The organism is Actinomadura luteofluorescens, assembly GCF_013409365.1.
Lineage (GTDB): Bacteria > Actinomycetota > Actinomycetes > Streptosporangiales > Streptosporangiaceae > Spirillospora > Spirillospora luteofluorescens.
Window position 1 is genome coordinate 1777422 of record NZ_JACCBA010000001.1, and the last position, 26482, is coordinate 1803903.

At 74.1% G+C, this 26482-nt stretch carries 26 protein-coding genes and 1 tRNA gene; 18 read left to right on the forward strand and 9 right to left on the reverse strand.

Features of this window, described 5'->3' with window-relative positions:
- Window positions 1-18 precede the first annotated feature (18 nt).
- Both BJY14_RS08015 and BJY14_RS08020 read left to right on the forward strand, forming a co-directional pair.
- Complete coding sequence (locus BJY14_RS08015; protein ID WP_179843026.1) at window positions 19-609, forward strand: histidine phosphatase family protein; 591 nt, start codon at window positions 19-21, stop codon at window positions 607-609.
- Between the two features lie 85 nt (window positions 610-694).
- Complete coding sequence (locus BJY14_RS08020; protein ID WP_089312530.1) at window positions 695-994, forward strand: metal-sensitive transcriptional regulator; 300 nt, start codon at window positions 695-697, stop codon at window positions 992-994.
- Between the two features lie 23 nt (window positions 995-1017).
- On the opposite strand, the gene BJY14_RS08025 is transcribed toward BJY14_RS08020, so the two are convergent.
- The gene (locus BJY14_RS08025; protein WP_179843027.1) at window positions 1018-1539 is read right to left on the reverse strand and encodes a MarR family winged helix-turn-helix transcriptional regulator; all 522 of its coding nucleotides are present in this window, start codon (window positions 1537-1539) and stop codon (window positions 1018-1020) included.
- A gap of 115 nt (window positions 1540-1654) precedes the next feature.
- Between BJY14_RS08025 and BJY14_RS08030 the strand changes: the two genes are divergently transcribed.
- Window positions 1655-3196 (forward strand): MDR family MFS transporter, encoded by a 1542-nt coding sequence (locus BJY14_RS08030; protein ID WP_179843028.1) that lies wholly within the window; start codon window positions 1655-1657, stop codon window positions 3194-3196.
- A 3-nt stretch (window positions 3197-3199) separates the two neighbouring features.
- Here BJY14_RS08030 and BJY14_RS08035 read toward each other — a convergent pair whose 3' ends face one another.
- The 3 genes from BJY14_RS08035 to ggt all read right to left on the reverse strand — a co-directional run bounded on the left by BJY14_RS08035 (window position 3200) and on the right by ggt (window position 6478).
- A complete protein-coding gene (locus BJY14_RS08035; RefSeq protein ID WP_312879062.1) occupies window positions 3200-4066 on the reverse strand; it encodes an oxygenase MpaB family protein in 867 nt (288 codons plus the stop codon).
- Window positions 4067-4152: 86 nt separating this feature from the next.
- Window positions 4153-4515, reverse strand: coding sequence for a divalent-cation tolerance protein CutA (gene cutA / locus BJY14_RS08040; protein ID WP_179843029.1), 363 nt, complete (start codon window positions 4513-4515; stop codon window positions 4153-4155).
- Between the two features lie 52 nt (window positions 4516-4567).
- Entirely contained in the window at window positions 4568-6478 is a 1911-nt protein-coding gene (ggt, locus tag BJY14_RS08045; protein ID WP_312879063.1) for a gamma-glutamyltransferase, read from the reverse strand.
- A 382-nt stretch (window positions 6479-6860) separates the two neighbouring features.
- Here ggt and BJY14_RS08050 point away from each other — a divergent pair, with 382 nt between their 5' ends.
- From BJY14_RS08050 to BJY14_RS08085, 7 genes are all read left to right on the forward strand, one after another.
- Complete coding sequence (locus tag BJY14_RS08050) at window positions 6861-8729, forward strand: APC family permease (protein ID WP_281382073.1); 1869 nt, start codon at window positions 6861-6863, stop codon at window positions 8727-8729.
- Window positions 8730-8948: 219 nt separating this feature from the next.
- Window positions 8949-9782 (forward strand): NUDIX hydrolase, encoded by an 834-nt coding sequence (locus BJY14_RS08060; protein ID WP_179843031.1) that lies wholly within the window; start codon window positions 8949-8951, stop codon window positions 9780-9782.
- Entirely contained in the window at window positions 9779-10807 is a 1029-nt protein-coding gene (locus BJY14_RS08065; RefSeq protein ID WP_179843032.1) for a serine/threonine-protein kinase, read from the forward strand. Before BJY14_RS08060 ends, BJY14_RS08065 begins: the two co-directional genes overlap by 4 nt.
- 12 nt (window positions 10808-10819) lie before the next feature.
- A complete protein-coding gene (locus tag BJY14_RS08070; protein WP_179843033.1) occupies window positions 10820-11791 on the forward strand; it encodes a hypothetical protein in 972 nt (323 codons plus the stop codon).
- A 3-nt stretch (window positions 11792-11794) separates the two neighbouring features.
- Window positions 11795-13147 carry an adenylosuccinate synthetase gene (locus tag BJY14_RS08075; RefSeq protein ID WP_179843034.1) on the forward strand — a complete coding sequence of 451 codons (1353 nt, stop codon included), beginning with the start codon at window positions 11795-11797 and terminating at the stop codon, window positions 13145-13147.
- Window positions 13148-13190: 43 nt separating this feature from the next.
- Window positions 13191-15158, forward strand: coding sequence for a hypothetical protein (locus tag BJY14_RS08080; protein WP_179843035.1), 1968 nt, complete (start codon window positions 13191-13193; stop codon window positions 15156-15158).
- A 12-nt stretch (window positions 15159-15170) separates the two neighbouring features.
- A complete protein-coding gene (locus BJY14_RS08085) occupies window positions 15171-15887 on the forward strand; it encodes a 3-keto-5-aminohexanoate cleavage protein (protein WP_218905206.1) in 717 nt (238 codons plus the stop codon).
- Between the two features lie 7 nt (window positions 15888-15894).
- Here the strand turns inward: BJY14_RS08085 and BJY14_RS08090 are convergent, their stop codons facing one another.
- From BJY14_RS08090 to BJY14_RS08100, 3 genes are read right to left on the reverse strand one after another with little or no spacing between them, the layout of a single operon-like run.
- Window positions 15895-16506 carry an Rv1733c family protein gene (locus BJY14_RS08090; RefSeq protein WP_179843036.1) on the reverse strand — a complete coding sequence of 204 codons (612 nt, stop codon included), beginning with the start codon at window positions 16504-16506 and terminating at the stop codon, window positions 15895-15897.
- A 43-nt stretch (window positions 16507-16549) separates the two neighbouring features.
- The gene (locus BJY14_RS08095) at window positions 16550-18166 is read right to left on the reverse strand and encodes an MFS transporter (RefSeq protein ID WP_179843037.1); all 1617 of its coding nucleotides are present in this window, start codon (window positions 18164-18166) and stop codon (window positions 16550-16552) included.
- Entirely contained in the window at window positions 18163-18846 is a 684-nt protein-coding gene (locus tag BJY14_RS08100; protein WP_179843038.1) for an LppX_LprAFG lipoprotein, read from the reverse strand. Before BJY14_RS08100 ends, BJY14_RS08095 begins: the two co-directional genes overlap by 4 nt.
- 190 nt (window positions 18847-19036) lie before the next feature.
- On the opposite strand from BJY14_RS08100, the gene BJY14_RS08105 reads away from it, so the two are divergent.
- Window positions 19037-19110 (forward strand) — tRNA-Ile (locus tag BJY14_RS08105).
- Window positions 19111-19156: 46 nt separating this feature from the next.
- Here the strand turns inward: BJY14_RS08105 and BJY14_RS08110 are convergent.
- On the reverse strand, window positions 19157-19930 hold the full coding sequence (locus BJY14_RS08110; RefSeq protein ID WP_179843039.1) for an enoyl-CoA hydratase-related protein: 774 nt from the start codon (window positions 19928-19930) through the stop codon (window positions 19157-19159).
- Between the two features lie 62 nt (window positions 19931-19992).
- Between BJY14_RS08110 and BJY14_RS08115 the strand changes: the two genes are divergently transcribed.
- Window positions 19993-20385 carry a DUF7715 family protein gene (locus tag BJY14_RS08115; protein WP_179843040.1) on the forward strand — a complete coding sequence of 131 codons (393 nt, stop codon included), beginning with the start codon at window positions 19993-19995 and terminating at the stop codon, window positions 20383-20385.
- Between the two features lie 15 nt (window positions 20386-20400).
- Entirely contained in the window at window positions 20401-20691 is a 291-nt protein-coding gene (locus BJY14_RS08120) for an MTH1187 family thiamine-binding protein (protein WP_089312546.1), read from the forward strand.
- On the opposite strand, the gene BJY14_RS08125 is transcribed toward BJY14_RS08120, so the two are convergent.
- The gene (locus tag BJY14_RS08125) at window positions 20684-21421 is read right to left on the reverse strand and encodes a neutral zinc metallopeptidase (protein WP_179843041.1); all 738 of its coding nucleotides are present in this window, start codon (window positions 21419-21421) and stop codon (window positions 20684-20686) included. The genes BJY14_RS08120 and BJY14_RS08125 overlap by 8 nt on opposite strands.
- A gap of 183 nt (window positions 21422-21604) precedes the next feature.
- On the opposite strand from BJY14_RS08125, the gene BJY14_RS08130 reads away from it, so the two are divergent.
- Genes BJY14_RS08130 through BJY14_RS08150 form a run of 5 tightly spaced genes read left to right on the forward strand, consistent with a single transcriptional unit; the run spans window position 21605 to window position 26477 of the window.
- Window positions 21605-22405, forward strand: coding sequence for an ABC transporter ATP-binding protein (locus tag BJY14_RS08130; RefSeq protein ID WP_179843042.1), 801 nt, complete (start codon window positions 21605-21607; stop codon window positions 22403-22405).
- Window positions 22402-23217, forward strand: coding sequence for an ABC transporter ATP-binding protein (locus BJY14_RS08135; protein WP_179843043.1), 816 nt, complete (start codon window positions 22402-22404; stop codon window positions 23215-23217). Before BJY14_RS08130 ends, BJY14_RS08135 begins: the two co-directional genes overlap by 4 nt.
- Complete coding sequence (locus tag BJY14_RS08140; protein ID WP_179843044.1) at window positions 23214-24104, forward strand: branched-chain amino acid ABC transporter permease; 891 nt, start codon at window positions 23214-23216, stop codon at window positions 24102-24104. The genes BJY14_RS08135 and BJY14_RS08140 overlap by 4 nt, the downstream gene beginning before the upstream one ends.
- Window positions 24097-25197, forward strand: coding sequence for a branched-chain amino acid ABC transporter permease (locus BJY14_RS08145; protein WP_312879065.1), 1101 nt, complete (start codon window positions 24097-24099; stop codon window positions 25195-25197). The genes BJY14_RS08140 and BJY14_RS08145 overlap by 8 nt, the downstream gene beginning before the upstream one ends.
- A complete protein-coding gene (locus tag BJY14_RS08150; protein WP_179843045.1) occupies window positions 25194-26477 on the forward strand; it encodes an ABC transporter substrate-binding protein in 1284 nt (427 codons plus the stop codon). The genes BJY14_RS08145 and BJY14_RS08150 overlap by 4 nt, the downstream gene beginning before the upstream one ends.
- Window positions 26478-26482: the final 5 nt, after the last annotated feature.

The following is a 26482-nucleotide window of genomic DNA, read 5'->3' on the forward strand; positions in this document are numbered from 1 at the left end:
CCGGGTAGACAGGCGGGCATGGGTGAACTGATCTTGGTGCGGCACGGGGAGACCGAGTGGAGCCGGGCGCGGCGGCACACCGGGCGGACGGACCTGCCGCTGACCGCGCGGGGCGAGGAGCAGGCCCGCGCGCTGCGCGGCGCGCTGGCCGGGCGGACCATCGCGACGACGCTGGTCAGCCCGGCGGAGCGGGCGCGGCGGACGGCCGAGCTGGCCGGGCTGCGGACCGACGCGATCGACCCCGACCTGTGGGAGTGGGACTACGGCGGCTACGAGGGCGTCAGCACCCGGACCATCCGCGAGAAGCGGCCGGGCTGGTTCCTGTGGGACGACGGGGTGGTCCCGGGCGACGCCGCCCATCCGGGCGAGACGGTCGAGCGGGTCGGCGAGCGGGCGGACGCGGTGCTCGCGCGGGCGCGTCCGCTGCTCGCCGGCGGCGACGTCGCGCTGGTCGCGCACGGGCACGTCCTGCGGGTGCTGACGGCGCGCTGGCTGGGCCTGGAGCCCGCGCTGGGGCGGCTGTTCGCGCTCGACACCGGGACCGTGTCGGCGCTCGGCTCCGAGCACGACCGTCCGGTCGTCAGCGCGTGGAACGTGCCCGCGCCGTAAGGCTCCCCAACGCATAAGGTACCTGTTGGGGGATGTCCCCCAGGGGTACCCGGGCGTGCGCCCCCGACGGATTGCGAGGACGGAGATGGCGACCAGCGAGACCCCCACCCGCGGTTACACCGCCACGAAGGACCAGCTGCAGACGCGGCTCGCCCGGATCGAGGGCCAGGTGCGCGGCATCGACCGGATGGTCGAGGAGGACCGCTACTGCATCGACATCCTCACGCAGATCAGCGCGGTCCAGGCCGCGCTGGACAAGGTGGCGCTCGGCCTGCTGGACGGGCACGTCCGGCACTGCGTGGCCGAGGGCGCCGAGGAGGGCAAGGGCGAGGCGATGTCGACCGAGCTGATGGCGGCCGTCGGGCGGCTCATGCGCCGCGGCTGAGCCACCGCCCGGGGGCGGCCGCCCTAGGGGCCGCCTCCGGGGCCGCACTCCCGTGAGGCCTCCGGATCCGCACGCTCCATGGCCTCGACGAGGACGCGCCAGCCGTGCAGGAAGAGGGACCGCTCGTCCGGGGCGAGCGTCTCCAGCGTGACCCGCAGCGGCCGCAGCCGCCGCCAGGCGAACCGCTCGATCATCTCGCGGTGCCGCCCGCTCAGGCTGATGATCATCCGCCGCCGGTCCCGCTCGTCCGGGCGGCGCTCGACGAAGCCGCCCCGTTCCAGCTCACCGACCAGCTGGCTGACCGTGGCCGGGCTCAGCGCCATGTGCCCGGCGAGCACGCCGACCGGGACCGGGCCGTGCAGGACGAGCTGCATCAGCGCCGGGACGTGCCGGGGGCCGAGCCCCGCGGCCCGCACCTCGCCGATGAGCTCCTCGGCGTCCTCGCGGCCGCCCTTCAGACCGCGGACCAGCCGGCCCAGGAGCTGGATCATCGTCTCCAGGTCGGCGTCGACCGACGCGCCGGCACCGATCCCTTCCTCTGACATACCTTGAAGTTCAACACATTCCGTGATGCACTGCAAAATATTGAACTTCAAGGCGTTTCACGCCTTAACCGACGGGGGCACGGGGCAACCGGGACTCGACGCGAGGGGGCCGACCATGACCGAAAGCCCGGCCGCGAAGGTGGCGCCGCCCGGCGGCGCCGGGAACGGCGAACGGCTCGACCGGCAGACGATCGTCCTCGGCCTCGTCATCGTGTCGGGCACCCTCATGGCGATCCTCGACACCACGATCGTCAACGTCGCGCTGGAGACGCTCGGACGCGACTTCGACACCGGCCTGTCGACGATCCAGTGGGTCATCACCGGCTACATGCTGGCGATGGGCACCGTCATCCCGATCACCGGCTGGGCCGTCGACCGCTTCGGCGGCCGCCGCGTGTGGATGACCTCCATCGTGCTGTTCGTCCTCGGGTCGATCCTGTCGGGCGCGGCCTGGAACATCGAGTCGCTGATCGTCTTCCGGGTCGTGCAGGGGCTCGGCGGCGGCATGCTGATGCCGACCGGCATGGCCATCCTGACGCTCGCGGCCGGGCCGCGCCGGATGGGCCGCATCATGAGCATCGTCGGCGTCCCGATGCTGCTCGGGCCGGTGCTCGGCCCCGTCATCGGCGGGTGGCTGGTCCAGGACGTCGACTGGCGCTGGATCTTCTTCGTCAACCTGCCCGTCGGCGCGCTCGCCTTCACGCTCGCGTGGTGGAAGGTGCCGCACGGCCGCGGGGAGCACGCGACGCCCGGGATCGACCTGCGCGGGCTGCTCCTGCTGCCGCCCGGGTTCGTCCTGCTCATCTACGGCCTGTCGACGGCGAGCGGCAACGGCGGCTTCGGCAGCCCGGCCACGATCGCCTGGCTGGCCGGCGGCGTGGTCCTGGTCGCACTGTTCGCGCTGCACAGCCTGCGGCGCCGCGCACGCGCGCTGATCGACGTGCGGCTGTTCGCCGACCGGACGTTCGCGACCGCGGCCGTCGCGGTGTTCTTCGTCGGCATCGCGCTGATGGGCTCGATGCTGCTGATCCCGCTGTACTACCAGATCGCCCGCGGCGAGGGGGCGCTCGCGGCGGGCCTGCTGCTCGCCCCGCAGGGCCTCGGCGCCGCGACCGCGATGCCGCTCGCCGGGGTGGTCACCGACAAGCTCGGCGCCGGGCGGATCGTCCCGGTCGGCATCGTCGTCCTGGTGCTCGGCACCCTCCCGTTCGCGATGGTGGGCTCGGACACCTCCTACTGGCTGCTCGGCGGCGCCCTCTACGTGCGGGGCCTCGGGCTCGGCTGCACGATGATGCCCACCATGTCGGCGGCGCTGACGACGCTGGGCCGGGCGGTGGTGCCGCGCGCCAGCAGCACGTTGAACATCATCGTCCAGCTCGGCGGATCGGTCGGCACGGCGCTGCTCGCCGTCGTCCTGTCCCGCCAGATCAGCGACCGCATCCCGCAGGCCCCCGGGGGCGGCGGGGGCCCCGCCGGGACGGGGCAGATCCCCGAGCGGGCCCGCGAGCAGGTCGCGCCCCAGCTGGCCGACGCCTTCGGACACACGTTCTGGATCGCGCTCGTCCTCACCGCCGTGCTGATCGTGCCCGCGCTGCTGCTTCCGCGGCGCGGCGCCCACGAGCACGACTCCGTGCCGGACGCTCCCCCGATGGGATGAGCCTCAGGAGGCGATCGACCAGGGGGCCGGGCCCGTCTCGTGCTCGCGCGTGAGGCGCCTGGCCCGCCGGGCGTCCGGCGAGTACCGGAACCGCTCCGGGACGACCTGCGTGGTGCGGTAGAGGCCCTTCAGCGTCACCGTCGCGGCCAGGTCCGAGGTCGGCAGGCCCGGCAGCCCGTACATGCGGCGGGCCCAGCGCGGCAGCGTCGACACGACCAGCACCCCGAGGCCGGGCGCGGCGAGCTTGAGCGGCAGCAGCGGCCGCGGCACGGCCGGGCTGAACATGCGGCGCAGCCCCTCGCGCGCCTCCCGGCACGCGAAGATCTGCCGCCGCATCCCGGCGTAGTAGTCCCGCATGTCGGCGACGGTGGCGGGCACGTCCGCCGGGTCGAGGCCGACGACCTCGGCGGCGCGGCGCTGCTCGTCCACGAACGCGTCGGCGTCGCGGGCGGTCAGCGGCACCCCGGCGCGGCGCGCCACGTCCAGGTAGGAGTCGACCTCGCCCATGTGGACCCACAGCAGGTTCTCGGGGTCGTCCACCGGGAACGTCTCGCCGGTGCGCATGTCGAGGCCGGTCAGCTTGGAGTGCAGCCGGCGGACGCGGCGGCCGACCCGCTCGACCTCCTCGTGCGTGCCGTAGGTGCGGACGCGGACGAACTCGACCGTCCGGACGAGCCGCGCCCACGCCGCGGAGGGGTCCATGAGCTCGGAGTTCTGCGCGGTGCCCCACATCGTGCGCGGGTGCAGCGCCTGGAGCAGCAGCGCCCGGATCCCGCCGACGATCAGCACCGGCTCGCCCATGACGTGCCAGGTCACCGAGCCCGGCCCGAACAGCCCCAGGTCCGTCCTCTCCTCGCTCGCCTCGTGCACCTCGACCGCCTTCCGCCGCCGCGGCCGGGCGCGCCGCCCGGACCACGTAATCGAAGGCTTACCCTGCCATGACGTCCGTCACACGATCAATCCCCGTCGTCCTCCGCGATCGCCTCGTCCTGCTCGCCGGGCTCGGTCTGCTCGGTGATCCAGGCGAGGTAGTCCATGCTGCCCGCCACCACCGGCGTCGCGATGATCTCCGGGGTGTCGTAGGAGTGCCCCTCGGTGATCAGGGAGGCCAGCTCGTCGAACCGGTCGGCGGAGGTCTTGAACAGCACCATCCACTCCTCCGCCGACTCGATCTCGCCCTCCCACCAGTAGGTGCTGGCGATCGGGCCCACCAGCTGCGCGCAGGCCGCGAGCCGCTCGGCGACCGCCGAGCGGGCCAGCTCGGCGGCCTCGGCGCGGGAGTCGGTCGTGGTCGTCACCTGCACGTATGAGTGCGCCATGGCACGACTCCTTCCCGCTCGCCGTCCGGGCACGCCCCCGGGTAGGCAAGTGTCAACGGGCCGGACGGACGACGAGCGCGCTGCCGCCGCCGCGCCGGGTCGGCTCGGCGACCGCCTGGACGAGCCCGGGCCGCAGGAACTCCAGCCCGGTCGCGGCGCCGATCACGCCCTGCGGCGGGCCGGGGAAGAGCTCCAGCCGGTGCCCGCGGGCGGCGAGGTCGCGGCCGTACCGGTCGATGAACGCCTGCTCGGCGAAGACCTGCGGGGTGTTGCGCTGGGTGGCGCGCGGCGCGGCGAGCGCGGCGGGCAGGTCCATGCCGAGGTCGAGGCGGTTCACCAGGATCTGCAGCACCGTCGTGATGATCGTCGAGCCGCCGGGCGTGCCGACCGCGAGCCGCGGGCGCCCCTCCTCGAGCACCAGCGTCGGGGCCATGCTGCTGCGCGGCCGCTTGTGCGGGCCGGGCAGGTTCGGGTCGGGCGCCTGGCCGGGCGCCGGCGGCTGGAAGGAGAAGTCGGTCAGCTCGTTGTTCAGCAGGAACCCGCGCCCCGGCACGGTGATGCCGCTGCCGCCGAACTGCTCGATCGACAGCGTGTAGGACACGACGTCCCCCCACTTGTCGGCGACGACGAGGTGGGTGGTCTGCGGGCCCTCGAACGCCAGCGCCCTGGTCTGGGTGCCCGGCGGGACGCACGGCTCGTAGCGGCCGTCGGGCGAGCCGGGGGCGACCGGCGCGGGGGCCGCCCGGTCCGGCTTGATCTGGCAGGCGCGCTCGCGGGCGAACCCGGAGGACAGCAGCTCCTCCAGCGGCACGTCCACCTTGTCGGCGTCGCCGACGTAGCGGCCGCGGTCGGCGTAGGCGAGCTTGGACGCCTCCAGGTAGTAGTGCAGGGCCGTGACGGGGTCGCGCGGGTCGAGCCGGAAGTTGCCGAGGATGTTGAGCGCCTCCCCGACGGTGGAGCCGCCGGACGACGACGGCGGCATGCCGTACACGTCCGTCCCCCGGTAGGAGACGTGGGTGGGCTTGCGCGGCACCGCCCGGTAGGCGCCCAGGTCGCCGCGCTCCATCAGGCCGGGGCGGACGGCGCGGGTCGCCTTCGGGTCGACCGGCGGCCGGGCGACCGTCTCGACGATCTCCTTGCCGAGCCCGCCCTCGTAGAACCAGTCGGTGCCGTGCCTCGCCAGCTCCCGGTACGTGTCGGCGAGGTCGGGGTTGCGGAACACCGAGCCGACCTCGGGCACCTTGCCGCCGGGCAGGAACAGCTCGCGGGTCGGGACGATGTCGCGGAAGCGCGCCTCGTTCACCGCGGTCTGGTCGTGGAACTCCTGGTCGACGACGAAGCCCCGGTCCGCGACCCCGATCGCCGGGCGCAGCAGGCTGCCGAGGTCGCGGGTGCCGAAGCGGCGCAGCGCGAGGTCCCACTGGGCGAGCGTGCCGGGCACGCCGACGCTCAGCCCGCTGGTGACGGCCTGGTCGAACGGCAGCGGCCTGCCCGTCGCCGGGTCGACGAAGGAGTCCTGGCGCATGCGCTTCGGCGCGAACTCGCGGCCGTCGAGCGCGTACACGCGGCGCGTCCGGGCGTTGTAGTACGTGATGAAGCCGCCGCCGCCGATGGCCGACACGTACGGCTCGGTGACCCCGAGCGTCGCGGCGGACGCGACCGCCGCGTCCATCGCGTTGCCGCCGCGCTTGAGGACCTCCAGGGCCGTCCTGCTGGCGTCCGGGTCGACGGTGGAGACCGCGCCGCCGAATCCGGTGGCGACGGCCTGCTTGGCCGGCGGGGCCGGGTGCCCCGGCGCGGCGGGCCTCGGGACGGGGGCGGCGCCCGCGGAGGCGGGGACGGTGAGGGACGCGGCGACCGCCAGCGCGGCGACGGCGGCCGTCCGGCGCCGGTTCCGCGATCGTCCCGGCGGCGCGGGCGGACGGGGCGGGGACGCATGCGAGGGCGACGGGAAGCGCAACACCGGACCTCCAGACGAACGCGGCGCCCCTACGGTGCCATTGATCTTCAGTCCGCGCCAGCGTCCGCACCGGCCGACCCCGGCCGACCCTCGCCCGGCGGGCCGGGCGACACAAAGATCATTAAGCGCTTTCCTCATTGGAAATGAGGCGTATTCGCTCGGAACGCTCCATCAGAAAGGGAGTCGGCCTCCCTGTGCCGAGCGTGAGGGATCCGCTGCGACACGTCGCCGACCTGCGATGGTTGTCAGGATCCGACAACGGCCTGACCACACTAATCACCCACAAAACGTTGCTATTTTGCCCATAGTTGGTGAATTCTTAGGGACTTCAGCCAGCCGTCACCTCGCGAACAGCGGCGCGGGTTCAGGCCTTGGGGGACCACCTATGACCTTGGACATGCGCATGCGCAACAACATGTTCCGCCGGCTGCCGGTCGAGCAGGCGACCGGCAGGCTCTACGGCGGCCGGCACCGGCTCCGCGTGGTCTACCGGACCCGCGATCTCGTCGTGCTCGGCCTCGGCGTCATGATCGGATCCGGCATCTTCAAGATCGCCGGGGAGCAGGCGTCCTCCACGGCGGGGCCCGGGGTGCTCGTGTCGTTCCTCATCGCGGGTGGCGTGTGCGTGCTGGCCGCGCTCGCCTTCGCCGAGCTCTCCTCGATCATCCCGGTCGCGGGCAGCGCCTACTCCTTCAGCTACGTCGCGTTCGGCGAGGTCTGGGCGTGGGTCGTCGGCTGGGCTCTGATCATGGAGCTGCTGCTGGCCGCGTCGGTGCTCGCCCGGGTCTGGTCCCTCTACGCGACGCAGGCGCTGCACGACTTCGGGGTGCCGATCCCGAGCGGGCTCGGCGACCTGATCGGCCAGCAGAAGGGGCCGGACGTGTTCGCGCTCGGCATCCTGCTGCTGGTCGTCCTGATGCTCGCCGGCGGCAGCCGGATGAGCCTGAAGTCGCTGTGGTTCATGGTGCTGGCCAAGGTCATCGTGATCGGGCTCGTCATCGCGACCGCGCTGAAGTTCTTCCACCCCGGCAACCTCACCCCCTTCCTGCCGCCCTCCCAGCCCGCGCCCGCGAGCGACAAGACGGTGCTGGACGCCGTGCTCGGCGCGGTCGGCGGCGGCACCCCGCACGTGTTCGGGACCTGGGGCATGCTCGCGGCCGCGCCCGCCATCGCCTTCGCCTACATCGGGTTCGACCTCATCGCGACGGCCTCGGAGGAGACCGACGACGCGCCCCGCAAGGTCCCGCGCGGGATCCTCACCGCCCTGGTCACCGCGATCGTGCTGTACGTGGCCGTGGCGTTCGCGCTGGTCGGCATGATGGGGATGGACGGCATCGCCAAGCTGAACCCCGACAAGCTGCTGCTCGCCGCGGCCTTCGACTCGGTCGGCGCGGGCGCCATGGGCAAGATCGTCGACGTGGGCGCGATGCTCGCGCTGACCACTGTGATCCTGGTGCTGATGATCAGCCTGACCCGGGTGGTGTTCTCCATCTCGCGGGACGGCCTGCTGCCGCGCCCCCTGGCCGCGATGAGCCGCTACAAGGTGCCGTCCCGCGCCACGCTCGTCGCCGGCGGCGCGGCGGTGGTCATGTCGCAGACGGTCGACGTGCTCACGCTGGAGCAGCTCGTCGTGATCGGCTCCCTGTTCGCGTTCCTGTTCGTCGCGGCGGCGGTGCTGGCGCTGCGCCGCTCCCGGCCCGACCTGCACCGGCCCTTCCGGATGCCCGCGGCGCCGCTGGTCGTCCTCGTGACGATCGTCGCGGTGGGCTGGCTGATGCTGAACCTGAACGTCCAGACCTGGGGGTACTTCGCCGTCTGGATGGGCGTCGGGCTCGTCCTCTACATGGTCTACGGGCGCCGCAAGAGCCAGATGAAGCTCCTCCTGGACGCGCCGCCCGAACGCCCGGCCGCCGCGCGGCTCGCCCCCGCCCCGCCGCCCGGCATGGCCCCGCCGCCCGGCATGGCACCCCAGCACGGCATGGTCCCCCAGCCCGGCATGGCACCGCCGCCCGGGGCGGCCACGCCGCCCGGCCCGTGGGACCTCTACTCCTCCCCCGGGCCGTACGGGACGGGCCCCTGGTCGGCCGAACGGCGCCCCGGCACGCCCGAGAGCCCCTACCCGACCGGCCGGTACTCGACGGGACGGCAGCCGGGCGGCCAGTTCGCCCGCGATCCCCGTCCCGGCGAGCGTCACCCCTCCGGTCAGGGCGACGAGCCCCAGGAGCCGCCGCACGGCGGCCGGCACCGCCGCTGAGAGAACTTCGGTTTTGTAAGGATCCGCCGAACACCGGGCCCGCCGCACGACCGGGCCCGGCGCAGGACCCAGGGCGCCGCCCCCTTCCCGGGGCGGCGCCCTCGCCCGTCTCCGGGAGAACGGACTGGACAGCGGCTCCCGTCCGGGTTATGTTCTTCTCATACCGAGATGAACTCATCTTGAGACTTACTCAGGCCGAGATCGACGGGAGGCGGGCGGATGACCCCGGAACCGAGGCGCGACGAGAGCGAGTTCCTCGCGAACTACGACCCGCGCGACTACGACCCGGTCGCCGTGACGGTGGACGTGGTCGCGCTCACCATCCGCGACGGCGCCCTCCACGTCCTGCTGGTGCGGAGGGGGAACGCCCCCCACGAGGGGATGTGGGCGCTGCCCGGCGGCTTCGTCCAGGCGGGCGGCCCGCTCCAGGGCACCGACGCCGAGGACCTGCCCGACGCGGCCGTCCGGGAGCTGGCCGAGGAGACCGGGCTCAGCGCCAAGGGGGGCGCGCTCAGCCGGGTCCACCTGGAGCAGCTGGGCACCTACGGCTCCCCCGGCCGCGACCCGCGGATGCGCGTCATCTCCGTCGCCTACCTGGCGTTCGCGCCCGAGCTGCCGGACCCGGAGGCGGGCGGCGACGCGGCCGACGCCGCCTGGGTGCCGGTGGACGCGCTGGGCCTGGCGGAGTCCGGGGACCAGCGCCCCGGCACCACCCGCCGGCTGGCGTTCGACCACGCGCGGATCCTGTCGGACGGGCTGGAGCGGGCGCGCGGGAAGCTGGAGTACACCCCGCTCGCCACGGCGTTCTGCGGCGGCGAGTTCACCATCCCCGAGCTGCGCTCGGTGTACGAGGCGGTGTGGGGCGAGGAGCTGCACGCCGGCAACTTCCACCGCAAGGTCCTGTCCGTCCCGGGGTTCGTGGAGAGCACCGGCGCGACGTCCGACCGCGGAGGCCGGCGCGGCGGCCCGCGCCCCCGCCTCTACCGCGCGGGCGACGCCCGGCTCCTGCACCCGGCTCTCTTGCGGCCGAGTCGGGAGGAGGAGATCAGATGAGCGGGAGCGATCTGGACGACGCGCTGGCGCGGCTCGGTCGGGCCCGTGTTCCCGCCGACCTGTTCGGCGACGACGAGGCGGAGGCGGTGCGGCGCTACCGGCGGCTGGCCCGGCTCCTGCACCCGGACGCGGGCGGCCGCCGGACCGAGGAGGCGTTCGTCAGGCTGACCTCGCTCTGGCGCGCCCACAACCGCGGCGACGAGACGCTGATCACCACGCGCCGCCACGCGTACCGGCTGGAGGGCGACCCGATCGGCGGCGACCTCGCGGTGCTGTACGCGGCGCGCCCGGAGCCGGGACGCGAGGTGCTGGTGAAGATGCCGCGCGACCCGGCCGACGGCGACCTGCTCGAACGCGAGGCCGTGGCGCTCCGCCAGCTTCCCAAGGACGGCGACGCCCGGTTCCTGCCCTACGTGCCGCGGCTCGTCGAGTCGTTCCGGCACCGGGACGCCGCCACCGGGACGCAGCGGCAGGTCAACGTGATCGCCGCCCTGGACGGCTTCCACAGCCTCGCCGAGGTCAAGCGCGCCCACCCCGGCGGCGTCGACCCGCGCGACGCGGCCTGGATGTGGCGGCGCCTGCTGGCGGGCCTCGGCTTCGCGCACCGCGCGGGCGTCCTGCACGGCGCGGTGCTGCCCGACCACGTGATGATCCACCCTGAGGAGCACGGCCTGGTCCTGGTCGACTGGTGCTACTCCGTCCCCGGCTGCTACGCGCACGCCGACCCCTCGGGTCGCGTCCCGGCGATGGTCGGGCGGTACGCCGGCTGGTACCCGCCCGAGGTGCCGGAACGGCGGCCGGCGAGCGCGGCGACCGACATCTTCATGGCCACCAGGTGCATGACCGACCTGATGGGCGACAAGGCCCCGAAGGCGATGCGCTCGTTCGCGCGCGGCTGCACGTCGCCGGCGCAGAACCGGCGCCCCTCCGACGCCTGGCGGCTGCTGGCCGAGTTCGACGAGCTGCTGGAGCGGCTCTACGGCCCGCGCCGCTTCCGGCCCTTCCACATGCCCGCCACCCGCTGAAGGAGAGAGATCATGGGAAGCGGAAACTGGTCCACCGACGTCTACGCCGCGCGCGCGAGCTACCGCGCGTCCACCGGCGCCAGCGCGTTCGCCTACTCCGACGGCGGCGCGACCGCCGTCCACCCCGACCTGGACCCGCGCGGCGTGACCGTCCGGGAGAGCCGGGACTCCGACGACCACCCCGAGTCGCTCGCGATCGGCGTGCTGTTCGACGTGACCGGCTCGATGGGGACCGTGCCGCGGACGCTGCAGGCCAAGCTCCCCGACCTGCTCGGGCTGCTGCTGCGCAAGGGGTACGTCGAGCACCCGCACATCCTGTTCGGCGCGGTCGGCGACGCGACCTGCGACCGGGCGCCGCTCCAGGTCGGGCAGTTCGAGGCCGACAACCGGATGGACGACGACCTCGGCAAGATCCTCCTTGAGGGCGGGGGCGGCGGCCAGATGCGCGAGTCCTACGAGCTGGCCATGTACTTCATGGCGCGGCACACCGCGATCGACTGCCTCGACCGGCGGGGCAAGCGCGGCTACCTGTTCATGATCGGGGACGAGCTGGCCTACCCGAAGGCGAAGCGGCGCGAGATCGCCGCGGTGATCGGCGGCGAGCCGGACAGGGACGTCCCCATCGAGAAGCTCGTCCGCGAGCTGCAGAGGAAGTACGACGTGTACTTCATCATCCCGGAGGGCGCCTACCACTCCGGCAGGCGCGAGGTGAAGGACTTCTGGCAGAAGCTGCTCGGCCAGAACGTGCTCTACCTGGACGACCTGGACGCGGTCTGCGAGACCATCGCGCTGACGATCGGGCTCGCCGAGGACGCCATCGACCTCGGCGAGGGGCTGGACCACCTGGCGGAGGCCGGCTCGGACGCCGGCGCCTCGGTGTCGCGGGCGCTGGCCCGGCTGGACGCGGCCCGCGCACCGGTCGCGGTCTCCTCCACGCCGCCCGGCCTCGACGCCTCCGGCCCGTCCGCGACGACCCGCCTCTGACCCATGGGCCACGTGATCGTCGTCGACCTCGGCTTCGGGGACGCGGGCAAGGGCACGGTCGTCGACCACCTCTGCCGCACCGGGCTGCCCTCAGGTTCGCTCCGCGCTGCCCTGCCCTCTGTGGGGGGACGACCCCCCACACCCCCCGGTTCTCCCCGCTCTTTTGGAGGGGTCACGGCGGTCGTGCGGTTCAACGGCGGCGCGCAGGCCGCGCACAACGTCGTCGCGCCGGACGGGCGGCACCACACGTTCGCCCAGTTCGGCTCGGGAACGTTCACGCCGGGGGTCCGGACGCACCTGTCGCGGTTCATGCTCGTCGATCCGCTGGCGCTCGCGGCCGAGGCCGACCACCTGCGCGCGCTGGGCGTCCCCGACGCGCTCGACCGGCTCACCGTCGACGGGGAGGCGCTGCTCACGACGCCCTACCACCGGGCCGCCAACCGCGCGCGGGAGTCGGCGCGCGGCGCGGCCCGGCACGGGTCGTGCGGGATGGGCATCGGCGAGACCGCGTCCTACGCCCTGGCGCACGACGACGCGCCGCGGGCGGGCGACTGCCTGTCGCCCGCCCGGCTGCGGCGGCGCCTCGCCGCCGTCCGCGACTGGTACCGCGCCGCGTTCCCCGGCGGCGAGGACGTCCCGTCCGCCGACGCGTGCGCCGGGGCCTTCACCGCGTTCGCCGGGCGGGTGCGGATCGTCGGCCCCGGCCATCTGCCCGCCCTGCTCCGCGCCGGGAACGTGGTGTTCGAGGGCGCCCAGGGCGTCCTGCTGGACGAGTGGCACGGCTTCCACCCGTACACGACGTGGTCGACGACGACGTTCACCAACGCCGAAGCCCTGCTGGCCGAGGCGGGCGCGACCGCGACGCGGCTCGGGGTGCTGCGCGCGTACGCGACGCGCCACGGGCCCGGGCCCTTCGTCACCGAGGACCCGGCGCTGACCGCGGACCTCCCCGACCGGCACAACGGCACGGGGCGCTGGCAGGGCGCGTTCCGCGTCGGCCACCTCGACGCCGTGGCGCTCCGGTACGCGCTGGAGGTGACGGGCGGCGTGGACGGCCTGGCGGTCACGCACCTGGACGTAGCGGGGGCACGTCCAGACCTGCGTGTCTGCCACTCCTACGAGATCGACGGCGAACGGGTCGGGCGCCTGGAGTCCGGGCCGCCCGACCTGGACCGCCAGGCCGCCCTCACCCGCCGCCTCCTGGCGGCGCGCCCCGTGTACGCCCCGCTCGGCGACCCCGTGGAGACGATCGAGGACGCGCTGGGCGCGCCCGTCGTCCTGCGCTCCCACGGCCCCGCCTCGACCGACAAGCGCTCTGACCACTTCCGGACACCCATTGACCTGAGCCTGCGCTGAGACCAAGATCCCGCTAACGCCGCGGCTCTTCCGGAGGTGGACGTTGCGTCTCCCCCAGCGCACCCTGTCGGCATGCGCGGCGCTCGCCGCGTCCCTCGCGCTGCTGGCCGGCCCCGCCGCCGTGCCGCCGGCCGCGGCGCAGGCCGGCGACGGCTGCGACCCGATCGACCCGGCCGCGTGCCTGCTGCCGTTCCCCAACGACTGGAACACGGTCGCGGACGCGGGCACTCCCACCGGCCGCCGCGTCCACCTGCGCACGACGCTGAAGAACGCGCTCGGCGTGCCCGTGTCGCCCGGCGAGTGGAACCGCGCCGACGGCTTCTCCCCCGGATCGATGCTGCTCAGCCGCGTCCCCGGCCTCGACCTGGCCCGCACCGGCGCCGCGCCCGTCACCGACATCGGCGCCTCGCTGCGCGACGACGCCCCGATCGTCATCGTCGACACCGCGACCGGCGAGCGCTGGCCGTACTGGGCGGAACTGGACGCGAACGCCCCCGCCGACCGCCGGGCGCTGATCGTCCGCCCCGCCCGCAACTTCCGCGAGGGCCACCGCTACGCCGTCGCGCTGCGCGACCTGCGCGACGCGTCCGGGAACCCGATCGGGCCGAACGCCGCGTTCGCCAAGATCCTCGGGCCGGAGCTGCCGTCGGCCGACCCGCTCGCGGCGCGGCAGCGGGACAGCGCACGGGTCCTCGCCGCGCTCCAGGCCCGCGGGGTGGGCCGCGACGGCCTCTACCTCGCCTGGGACTTCACCGTCGCGAGCCGGCAGAGCCTCACCGGGCCGGTGCTCCGCATGCGCGACGACGCCCTGCGCGGGCTCGGGGACCGCTCCCCCTCGTTCCTCGTCACGCAGGTGGCCGACGACGTGGACGACAAGATCGCCCGCGAGGTGAAGGGGGTCGTCTGGGCGCCGAGCTACCTCGACCAGTACGGCGGGCTGCCCGGATCGGCGCTGCACCGCGGCGCGGACGGCATGCCCTCGCAACTGCCGGGCAACTCCCAGGCCGTCCCGTTCCAGTGCGAGATCCCGCGCTCGGCGCTCACCCGCCCCGCACGTCCCGCCCTCTACGGGCACGGCCTGCTCGGCAGCGAAGGCGAGGTCGACGCGGGCAACGTCAAGGCGATGGCCGCCGAGCACGGCTTCGTGTTCTGCGCGACCAAGTGGATCGGCATGGCGGACGAGGACGTCCCGAACGTCGTCTCAGCGCTCGCCGACCTCACCCGCTTCCGGACGGTCGCCGACCGCCTCCAGCAGAGCCTCGTGAACTTCACCTTCCTCGGACGCGCGATGACCCGCGGGTTCGCGGGCGACAAGGCGTTCCAGAACGCCGCGGGCGCCCCGCTGATCGACGCCGGGGCCGAGCTGACCTACGACGGCAACAGCCAGGGCGGCATCATGGGCGGCGCGCTCACCGCGGTCTCCCCCGACGTCCGCCGCGCCGTCCTCGGCGTCCCGGCGATGAACTACAGCACGCTGCTCAACCGCAGCGCCGACTTCCCGCAGTACGCGAAGGTCCTCGACCTGTTCTACCCGGACAGGCTCGACCAGCAGATCGGCCTCGCGCTGATCCAGATGCTGTGGGACCGCGGCGAGGCCAACGGCTACGCCTGGCACATGACCGACGACCCGCTGCCGAACACGCCGAAGCACCGCGTGCTGATGCACGTGGCGTTCGGAGACCACCAGGTCGCCCCGGTCGCCGCCGAGGTCGAGGCGCGCACCATCGGCGCCCGGATCCACACGCCGGCCCTCACCCCGGGCCGCAGCCCGGACAAGACGCCCTACTGGGGCATACCGACGTTCGGCTCGTCCCACGACGGCTCCGCCATGGTCGTGTGGGACAGCGGCTCCCCCGTCCCGCCGCTCACCAACACGCCCCCCACCGAGGGACGCGACCCGCACTCCGACCCCCGCGGCAGCGCGGACGCGCGCCGGCAGAAGGCGGCCTTCCTCACCACCGGCGAGGTCGTGGACGTGTGCGGCGGGGGACCCTGCGTCATCACGCCCTGATCGGGACCTGAGATGATCGGGGTCATGCTCCAGGTCTGCCCCAACGGAAGCCGGACCGAGGGCGTTCCGACGTCCCCGGAGGAGATCGCCGCGGCGGTCCGCGCCGCGGCCGACGTGGGCGCGCAGGACGTCCACCTGCACGCCAAGGACGACGCGGGCGCCGACACCCTGGAGGCGCCCCGCGTCGCCGAGACCCTCGCCGCCGTCCGCGCCGCCACCCCGTCGATCGCCGTCGGGGTGACCACCGGCGCCTGGGCCGCGCCCGACCCGGTCGAGCGCGCCGCCCTCGTGCGCTCCTGGACCGTCCTGCCCGACCACGCCTCGGTGAACTTCCACGAGGAGGGCGCCGAGCTGGTCGCCGAGGCGCTGTTCGAGCGCGGCGTCGCGATCGAGGCGGGGATCTTCTCCGGCACCGACGCGGCGGCGCGGTTCCTGAGCTGGCCGCACGCCCACCACGTGCTGCGGATCCTCGCGGAGGTCACCGACACCGACCCGGAGACGGCGACCGACACCGCCAAGGCGCTGCTGCACGACCTCGGCACCCGCCTGTCGCGGCCGATCCTGCTGCACGGCGAGGACGGCGGCGCGTGGCCGGTGCTGCGGCTCGCCGTCAGGCTGAACCTCGACGTCCGCATCGGGCTGGAGGACACCCTGGAACTCCCCGACGGCTCCCCCGCCGCCGACAACGCGGTCCTCGTCCAGACGGCCCGCGCCCTCCTCACGCCCTAGGCGGGCGTCAGGAGCGGGGGTTGTGGCCGGCGGCGTCCAGGCGCGCCCAGGCCGCCTCCCACAGCTCGTCGCGGTGCCGGTCGCAGCGGCGCCGGACGAGGGCGTAGGCGATCAGGACGGGGAGCGAGCAGCCGAGCACGGTGGCGCCGGCCGCGTACGCGGCGTCGGTGACGGTGCGGCTGTGCGGGCGGGGCCGGACGCTCGGTTCGCTCTGCCCGTCCACCCAGATCGTGCGGTGCGCGCCGACCTTGGCGTTCTTCCAGGCCGGCAGCGACCCGGCGTGGGGCCGGCCGTCCGTGCCGGGCCATCTGGCCTGGACGGTCTCGTGGATGTAGCGGTCGCCGGAGGAGCCCAGGCCGCCGGTCGAGGTGACCGTGGCGACGACCTGGCGGCGGTCGGCCCGCTCCGCGTTCTCCGCGCGCGTCCCCGCCGAGTAGGACCAGGACGCGCTCCAGGCGGCGAGCGGCGAGGCGGTGCCGAGCAGCAGCAGGAGGAGGCCGAGGGCGATCCGCCGCTGGACGCGGTCCACCTGGCGGCGCAGCTCGCTGCGCTGCAGGCCGAGGCGCCGGCGCAGCCTGGTGAGCGGCGTGCCTCCTCGGCCGATGCCGGACCTGCGCATCTGCGTTCACCTCCCCGGGGTGTGCCCTCCCGGCAAGAGGCCTTTAGCCATCTTTTCCCAGGATATTCCCGAGCTCGTTGATCGGCACGTCGCCGGTGGCCGAATCATCTCCGGTTTCCGGGCCGATATTCCGGGCCGATGACCGAATCCGGCCGTCGGACGGGCCCTGCGAGCCTCCGCGTGCCCCGGCGGCCAGGGCGAGCAGCGCCCCCAGCAGGCACATCCCGGCGGTGATCCAGAAGATCTCCCGGTATTCGGTCCGCAGCGCGTCCTGAAGGGCCGCGTCGTAGATCTTCATCTGCTCCGCGAACTCGGCCTTCGACATCAGGAACGGCAGCGGCGGCTTCAGATCGGCCGTGAGGGCGTGGAACCGGTGGAACCCCCACGCGGTGAGCGCGGAGATGCCGAGCAGCATCCCCATCATCCGCGCGACGACCACGGCCGCGGACGCGACGCCGTGCCGCGCGGCCGGGACGAACGCCAGCACCGCCGACGACACCGGCGCGATCACCAGGCCGAGCCCGAGCCCCGTGACGACGAGGTCGACGTCCATCCTCGGCAGCGGCCCGTACGACGCGTTCGCCAGGTCGGCCGGCCAGCCGGCGATCAGCAGGTAGCCGCCGGCGGAGACCGCCATCCCCGCGGCCATCGGCCACCGCTCCCCCACCCGCCGCGCCACCAGGCCGCCGGCCACCGCCGCGACGGGCAGCGCCACGAGGAACCGCGTCAGCAGCAGCGCGCCGTCCGTCGCGTCCTTGTGCAGGACGGTCTGCGCGACCAGGACGACGTCCACGAGCGTCACCATCAGCGCCGCGCCCGACAGCAGGCTCACGCCGAGCGTCGCCAGCAGCGGCCCCCGCCGCACGCCCGACAGGTCGAGCAGCCGCGTCCTGGACCTGACCTCCCACAGCACGAACACCACGAGGACGACGGCGCCCGCGCCCAGCGCCGGCAGACCCCACGGCGGCAGGGCCGTCTCCTGCGGCTCGGGGTTGTAGACGGCGGCGACCAGCAGGCCGAGCCCGAGGGCCAGCAGCAGACCGCCCACGACGTCCACGCCCGGCCGCGCTTCGCTCGTTTCCGGCCCGGCCCCGCGCCCGCCCGGCACCGCGACCTGCACGGCCGCCATCGCCACCGCGACCAGCGGCAGGTTGATCCAGAAGATCGCCCGCCAGTCGAGCGCCGCCGCGATCCCCGCCCCGTACAGCGGGCCCAGCACGCTCCCGAGTTCCTGCGCCGCCCCCACCGCGCCGAGCACGACGGGCCGCTGCCGCTCCTCCCAGAGGTCGCCGGCCAGCGCCATCGTCACCGGCAGCAGCGCGCCGCCCGCGACGCCCTGCACGACCCGGCCCGCCGTCAGCACCGGGACGCCGTGCGCCAGCGCCGTGACCACCGACCCGATCGCGAAGAACAGCAGGCACACCTGGAGCACGGGCCGCCGGCCGAACCGGTCCGACAGCTGCCCGAGCAGCGGCATCGCCGCCACGTACCCCAGCAGGAACCCCGTCAGGACCGGGGTCACCCGCTCCAGCCGGTTCACCGGGATCCCGAGGTCCTTGACCACCGGCAGCAGGATCGTCGTGACGACGTAGGCGTCCAGCGCGGCCAGCAGCACCACCGCGCCGCCGGCGCCGATCGCGACCCGGCGACGCCCGCTCACCGCGGCGCGCTGATCTTGTACGGGGCGTCGAACTCGGTGAACTCGATCGTCACCGCGCCCGCGTCCTTCGGGAACGCCCCCCGCACCTTCAGCAGCCGGTGGTCGGCCTTGCTCACCCAGACCTGGCCGTCCATGTCCTCGCCGATGCCGGGGATCAGACCCGCGACCTGGTCCTTGGGCAGCTTCGCGGCCACCCGGTAGGCCTCCTTGCCGTCCACCTTCTCCACCGCCTCAGGCGACGGCTCCCGCGCCGACGTCAGCAGTTTCGCGATCCCCCGCTGCGGGTCCAGCACCGCCGACGGGTCGTACACGCTCGCCGCGAGACCCTTGGGCAGCTTGCGCCAGCCGCCCGTCCCGGCGTCCAGGTAGATGCTGTCCCCGACCGCGACGACCTTCATCTCGACCTTCTGACCCTGCTGCTCCACCGCCAGCGTCCCCTCGGCGTCCCCGCTGCGGAGCAGCTTCATGTCGCCGCCCTTCACCATGACCGGGATCTTGCCCTCCGACTCCAGGGTGAACGCGACGCTCTTCAGGCCCCCCATGGCCTGCGCGGCCTGCCGGAGCGTCTGGGCGGCGTCGAAGTCGGCCTTCTTCGCGGGCCCGCCGGACCCGCCGTCGCAGGCCCCGGCGAACACCAGCGCGAGCAGGACGGGCACGAGAGCGAGGATGCGTCTGGACATACGCGGGACCCTACCGACGGGTACCGCAGCCCGTCACTCGGTACCAGGTATGACATCCCACCCCCTGAGGTAGGACTTCGCGGTTCCGGGCATCGCGATCGCGGGACATCGGGGTTCTCGATGGCCCTGGCGAAACGCCCGCCGCTAGGATTGCTCCCGGCGACGCCCCGGCCGGGCCGGGGATGCGCCTGGGGCGGTAGCTCAGCTGGTCAGAGCAGGAGACTCATAATCTCCCGGTCGCGGGTTCGAGTCCCGCCCGCCCTACACGCGGCGCCGCGCCGTTCTCGGAGCGGCGCGGGCCCTTCGCCGCCTAGGCGGGCCAGTTCGGGCGGCGTTTCTCCAGGAACGCGGCCATTCCCTCCTGTGCCTCCGGCGTCTGGCTGGATGCGGCCATCACCTCGATCGCGTAGGCGTAGGCGTCCTGCTCGGGGCGGTCGAACTGGGCGTACATCGCCTGCTTGCCGAGGGCCTTGCTGCTGGGGCTGCCCTGGGTCGCGCGCTCCAGGAGGTCGCGGACGGCCTTGTCCAGCTCGTCGGCGGGGACCGCGTAGTTGATCAGTCCCCACTCGGCGGCCGTGGGAGCGTCGACGACCTCGCCGGTGAGGGCCATCTCGGCGGCGCGCTTGCGGCCGACGTTGCGGGAGATCGCCACCAGGGGCGTGTGGCAGAACCAGCCGCCCTTGCCGCCGGGCGCGGCGAACCCCGCGCCCTCCGCGGCGACGGCCAGGTCGCAGCTCGCCACGAGCTGGCAGCCGGCGGCGGTCGCGAGGCCGTTGACGCGGGCCACCACCACCTGCGGGACCGACTGGATCGTCCGCATCAACTCGGTGCAGACCCGCAGCAGCTCGCGGACGTCGGCGTGCGACGCCCCGGACATGTCGGCGAAGTCGTGACCCGCGGAGAAGACCGGGCCGTTCGCGGCGAGGACCACGCCGAGGGCGTCGGTCCGCCCGGCCTCGCGGAACGCCTCGGTGAGCCGGAGGAGGAAGTCGCGGGAGAGCGCGTTGCGGCGGCGCGGCCGGTTCATCGTGATCGTGGTGAAGGGGCCGTCGCGGTGCAGCAGGACGTCGTCGTCTTCGCTCATGTTCCCGACGTTACGTCAGACCCTCGTCGTACGGTGGTCGGGCGTCCACGAGCCGAGGGGGCATGGCCTTGAAACTTCTCACCGCCACCAACTCCAGCCAGGGATTCCGCGGCAACGACTTCGACTGGTGCGTCGAAGGCGAGCTGGTCCACATCGGGACGGTGTGCGCCCGCGACCGCGACGACCCCGACGGCGGCTGCGGATGCGGGCGCTCCTTCGCCGGGCTCAACTCCCACCGCGCCACGACCACGGCGATGGTCCGCGACGTCGCGGGCTTCACCGACGCCGACTACGTCCTGGCCATCCGCTCCAGCCTCGAACAGCAGGGCTGCGACCCCTCCTTCGCCGAGCACGAGGCGGCGCTGCTGCGCTGCCTCGTGCGCGACTGGCCGGTGGGGGTGGTCGTCGAGCGGCGGCTGGATGAGATCGTGGTACGGCAGGTCGTCCAACCCTAGGTTCGGAGGTGCGCGATGCTCGTCGCGTTCTCGGTCACCCCGCTCGGCGCGGGCGAGGAGGTCGGCGAACTCGTCGCCGAGGCGGTGCGGGTGGTGCGGGCGAGCGGCCTGCCCAACCGGACCGACGCCATGTTCACCACGATCGAGGGCGAGTGGGACGAGGTGATGGCGGTGGTGAAGGCCGCCACCGACGCGGTCGCGGCGCGGGCGCCGCGGGTGAGCCTCGTCGTGAAGGCCGACATCCGTCCCGGCGTGACCGGCGCCCTCGACGCCAAGGTGGAGTCGGTGGAGCGCCACCTCAGGTGAAGCAGGCCCGCACGCCCTTCTCGCCGCCGCGCGAGAAGGCGCGCAGCCGCTGGACGGCGGAGCCGTGGTCGCCGGGCCTGGTCCAGGGCGCCCGGTCGCCGATGACCTTGAAGGCGTCCACCAGCTCCTGCTCGTCGCCGTCCTCGAACCGCAGCGTGCCGTCGTCGGACGAGCCGTACAGGGCGGCGCCCGCCAGGCAGTCGGCCTGCAGTTCGGCGGCGGGCGACACCAGGCCGCGCCGGAGCCGGTTCTGCACCGCGTGGCCCCACTCGTGCGAGATCACCAGGTAGACCCACGCGTCGCCGCGCGCGTACCCCGACCGCATCAGGTGGGCGTCCCAGGCGACGAAGTCCCCGGTCGGGCAGTACGCCGCGTTGTCGGGTTCGAACCGCTCGCCGCCGCACACCGGCGCTGAGGAGGGGTCGCGGCCGTCGTAGAGGCCGACGACGCGCGGTGAGCTGTACTCCCCCGTGAACAGGCGGTCCCAGTGGCGCCGCCAGAAGTCGTCGGTGAGCGTCTCGGCGGTCCGGACGTCCTCCCGGAACTCGCGCTCGTCGAACGCGGCCTGCCGGGGAGCGGGCGCGCGGGACGCGACCGGGGTGCCCTGCGCCGCGGGACGGGCGCCGGGGCCCGTCGCGGCCGGGCCGTACTCGCAGGCACCCGTGAGCGCGGCCGCCAGGGCGAGCGCGGCGGCGAGCCGCCGCGAACGGTTCCATGCCGTCTGCCTCATGACGGGTCATACGCACCCGGACCCCCAGAAGGACGAACGCCCGCCCGAATCGGGCCGCACTGTGCTCCCCGCACAACCCGAACGACGTTCGATTGGACCCCCGCCCCGTCTTGCCCGCGGCCCGTGGACGCAGGTCGGGGCCCCGTGCTGGGGTGCCGGTCACACGAACTTCTGGAGGGGCGCATGGCGAACGGGACCCTCGCGGTCCGTGGGCTGTCGGTGAGCTACGGGCGGGCGGTGCGGGCCCTGCGCGAGGTCACGCTGGACGTCCCGGCGGGATCGGTCACGGCCGTCCTCGGCGCGAACGGGGCCGGCAAGACGACCCTGCTCCGCGCGATCTCGGGCACGCTGCCGTTCCACCGCGGCGCGGTCGACGCGGGCACGGTGCGGCTCGGCGGGCGGTCCCTGGTCGGCCTGCACCCGGCCACCGTCGTGGCGGCCGGGGTGGTGCAGGTCCCGGAGGGCCGCCGGGTGTTCGGCCGGCTCAGCGTCGAGGAGAACCTGCGGGCGGGCGCGCTCGGCGCGCCGAGCAGGTCCGACGCGGCGAAGGCCCGCGCGCGGGTGCTCACGCTGTTCCCGCTGCTGGCGGAGCGGGCGCGCCAGCGCGCCGGGCTGCTGTCGGGAGGCGAGCAGCAGATGCTCGCGATCGGGCGGGCGCTCATGGCGTGCCCGGCCGTCCTGCTGCTGGACGAGCCGACGCTCGGGCTGGCGCCGCTGATGGCCGAGCGCATCGCCGAGACCGTCCGGGAGATCAACCTGCAGGGCACGGCGATCCTGCTGATCGAGCAGAACGCGGCGCTGGCGCTGGAGCTGTCGTCGTCCGCGCACGTGCTGGAGGTCGGCGCGGTGACGCTGCACGGCCCGTCGGCGGAGCTGGCCGCGAGCGACGAGGTCAGGCGCCGCTACCTCGGCGTCGGCGGCGAGGACGCCGAGGCCCCCGGGACCGGGGACGGGCCCTCGCTGGAGCGGTGGTCCGCCGGATGAGCGGGACGGGGGAGGGCGAGCTGCGCGTCACCGGGCTCACGGTGCGGTTCGCGGGGCTGACGGCGCTGGACGGGGTGGACTTCACCGTCGCGCCCGGCAGCGTCCACGCGGTCATCGGGCCGAACGGCGCGGGCAAGTCGACGTGCTTCAACGTGCTGTCCGGCGTCTACCGGGCGAGCGAGGGCAGCGTGCGGTTCGGCGGGGCGGAGCTCACCGCGCTGCCGCCGCACCGGATCGCGGCCCTCGGCGTCGCCCGGACGTTCCAGAACATCGCGCTGTCGCGGCACCTGTCCGTCGAGGACAACCTCATGCTCGGGCGGCACCGCCTCACCCGGGCCGGGTTCGCCTCGGCGGGGCTGCGGATGCCGTGGGCGCGCGGGGAGGACGCGCGGCACCGGGCCCGGGTCCGCGACATCGCCGCGTTCGTCGGCGTCGGCGAGCATCTGGCCGCGCCCGTCGGGCCGCTGTCCTACGGCGTGCGCAAGCGGGTCGAACTGGCACGGGCGCTCGCGATGGAGCCCCGGCTGCTGCTCCTGGACGAGCCGGTGGCCGGGATGAACGGCGCGGAGCGGCGGCGGATGGCCGAGGTCATCGCCCGCGCCCGCGCCGACCTCGGCCTCTCGGTCCTGCTGGTCGAGCACGACATGGCAATGGTGATGCGGCTGGCCGACGAGGTCACCGTCCTGGACTTCGGCAGGCGCATCGCGGGCGGCGCGCCCGCGGCGGTGCAGCGCGACCCGGCCGTGGTCCGCGCCTACCTCGGCGCCGCGCACGCGCCCGCGGACGCCCCCGATTCGGAGGGAAATCCTTGAGCACGTTCATCGAGCTGGTGGTCAACGGGGTCTCGGCGGGGTCGGTGTACGCGCTGATCGCCCTCGGCTTCGTGGTCATCTTCAAGGCCACCGAGGTGGTCAACTTCGCGCACGCCTCGCTGCTGCTGGCGGGCGGCTACGTGACGGCCGTGCTGCACGACGACATCGGGTTCCTGCCGGCGCTCGGCGCGGGCGTCGCCGCCGCGGCCGCCGCGGGCGCGCTGGTGGAGCTGCTGGTGCTGCGGCGCGCCCGGGTGGAGGACCACTCCGTGCTGGCGATCGTCACGATCGGCGTCGACATCGTGCTGACCACGGCGCTGACCCGGGAGATCGGCACGCGGGTCCTGCCGCTCGGCGACCCGTGGGGAGACCGGATCGTCGAGGTGGCGGGCGTCGGCGTCGCGCAGACGCGCATCGCCGCGTTCGTGACCGCGGCCGTCCTCATCACCGCGTTCCTGCTGGCGTTCCGCCTCACCCCGTGGGGCGTGGCGATGCGGGCGGCGGCCGAGGACGGCGAGACGGCCGCGCTCATGGGCGTCCGGCTGAGCCGGGTGTCGCTCGCCGCGTGGGCGATCGCGGGGGCGCTCGCGGCGGTGGCGGCGCTGTTCCTGACCGTGTTCCCCACCCCCGGCCTGGACCGCGCCACCTCGTTCGCCGCGATGAAGGCGTTCCCGGCCGCGATCCTCGGCGGCCTGGACTCCACGACGGGCGCGCTCGTCGGCGGCCTCGCCGTCGGGCTCACCGAGTCGCTGGTGACCGGGTACCAGGGCCAGCTGGCGTTCCTCGGGCGCGGCATCGGCGACGTGGCGCCGTTCCTGGTGATGCTCGCGGTGCTGCTCGTCCGTCCCGCCGGGCTGTTCGGGACGAGGGAGCTGTCGCGTGTCTGACCCCCGGATCCGGCTCGCGTCCGCCGCCGCGGGCATCCTCGTCCTGCTGGCCATGCCCTTCTACCTCGACGCGTTCTGGCTGCAGACGGGCCTGTTCGCGATGGCGGCGGCGATCGGCGCCATCGGCCTGAACCTGCTGACCGGCGCCACCGGGCAGCTGTCGATGGGGCACGCCTTCTTCCTCGCGGTCGGCGCGTACGGGTACGTCTACCTGGCGTCCGGCTCCGGGCCGCGGCTCGCGGGGCTCGGGCTGCCGACCCCGCTGGCGTTCCTCGGCGCGATCCTGCTCGCGGGCGTCGCGGGCGGGCTGTTCAGCCCCATCGCCGGGCGGCTGCGCGGCACCTACCTCGGCATCGCGTCCCTCGCGCTGATCTTCATCGGGCAGCACCTGCTGTTCAACGCCGGGAGCGTCACCGGCGGCTTCAACGGGCGGGACGTCCCGCCGCTGGAGATCGCCGGGTTCCGCTTCGACGACGCCCCCGAGCTGGTGGTGTTCGCGGTCCCGCTCGGCGCGCTGGAGCGGCTGTGGTTCCTCGCCGTCGCGCTGCTCGTCCCGGCCGTGTGGATCGCGCGCGGCATCCTGCGGGGGCGGCCCGGGCGGGCCCTCAACACCATCCGCGACCACGAGGTCGCGGCGGCGGTGATGGGCGTCCCGGTGGCGCGCTACCGGGCCGGGGTGTTCGTGCTGTCGTCGATGTACGCGGGCGCGGCCGGGGCGCTGCTCGCGCTGGCGTTCCGGCGGACCGTCCCGGACTACTTCGGCATGTTCCTGTCCCTGGACTACCTCGCCATGATCGTCATCGGCGGGCTCGGCACCGCGGCCGGCGCCGTCGCGGGCGCGGTGTTCGTCTCCGTCCTGCCCCAGCTCCTCACCCGCTTCGGCGACGACCTCCCGCTCGTCGCCGCGCCCGGCTCGGGCGGCGTCTCCCCCACCGAGGCCGCCCGGATCCTCTACGGCGCCGCCGTCGTCGCCGTCGTGCTGTTCCTTCCCGGCGGCCTGACCGGGACGTGGACGCGGCTGCGCACCGCCGCGTCCCGGCGCCGGGCCTCCCGTCCCCTCACCCGATTCGAGCAAGAGGAGCAACCCGTATGAAGCGCATTCGCAGGCCGGGCGCGGCACGTCTCACCGCGGTCGCCGCGCTGGCCGCGGCGCTGCCGCTCGGCATGGCGTCGGGCTGCAGCGGCAAGGCGTCCGGCGGGTCCGGCGGCACCGGGCCGGACGGCGTCAGGACCGGGCCCGGCGTCAGCGACGGCACGATCCGCGTCGGCGTCGAGACCGACCTGACCGGGGTGTACGCGCCGCTCGGCAAGAGCCTCACCCAGGCGCAGCAGTTGTACTTCGAGCAGCTGAACGCCCAGGGCGGCGTGTGCGGGCGCAAGGTCGAGCTGGTCGTCCGCGACCACGGCTATGACGTGCAGAAGGCCGTCGCCGCGTACAGCGAGATGCAGTCGAGCGTCATCGGCATCGCCCAGTTCGTCGGCTCGCCGATGGTGACGGCGCTCAAGGGGCGCATCACGTCCGACAAGATGTTCGTCATCCCGAACGCCTGGTCGACGACGCTGCTGGGCAGCCGGTACATCCAGGTCACCGGCACCACCTACGACATCGACATGATCAACGCCCTGGACTTCCTGACCCGGGAGAAGGGCCTCGCCAAGGGCGACAAGGTCGGGCACGTGTACTTCGAGGGCGACTACGGCGAGAGCGCGCTCGCCGGTGCGAAGTACGCCGCGGGCGAGCTCGGCCTCACGCTCGTCGAGCAGAAGATCAAGGCGACCGACAACGACATGTCCGCGCAGGCCGCGGCGCTGAAGAGCGCGGGCGTCAAGGCGATCCTGATGAGCGCCGGGCCGCGGCAGTCGGCGTCGCTGGCGGGCCTCGCCCGCGCCAAGGGCATGACGGCGCCGATCGTGGCGAGCAACTCCGGGTTCTCGCCGCAGCTGCTGCAGACCGCGGCGGCGCCCGCGCTGCTCAAGGACTTCTATCTCGCCAGCGCCGGGGCGCCCGTCTCGTCCGGCCTGGCGCCGATCGAGAAGCTGGCGGACGACTACGGGAAGAAGTACCCGGGGCAGCCGCGCGACAGCGCCGTCGTCAACGGCTACACGGGCGCGGTCATCTTCGCGGACGCGCTGAAGAAGGCGTGCGCGGCCAAGGACCTCACCCGCGAGGGCCTGATCACCGCGCACCGCTCCACCACCGCCCACGACGGCGGCTACGGCACGCCGATGGACTTCTCGAAGGTGGACGAGCCCGGCACGCGCAGGACCTACATCCTGCGGACGGACGCCAAGGCGCTCGGCGGCCTGGTCGTCGAGCGGGAGCCCGCGGAGTCGGAGGCGGCCAGGACCTACAAGGTCCCCGCCGGAGCCTGACCCGG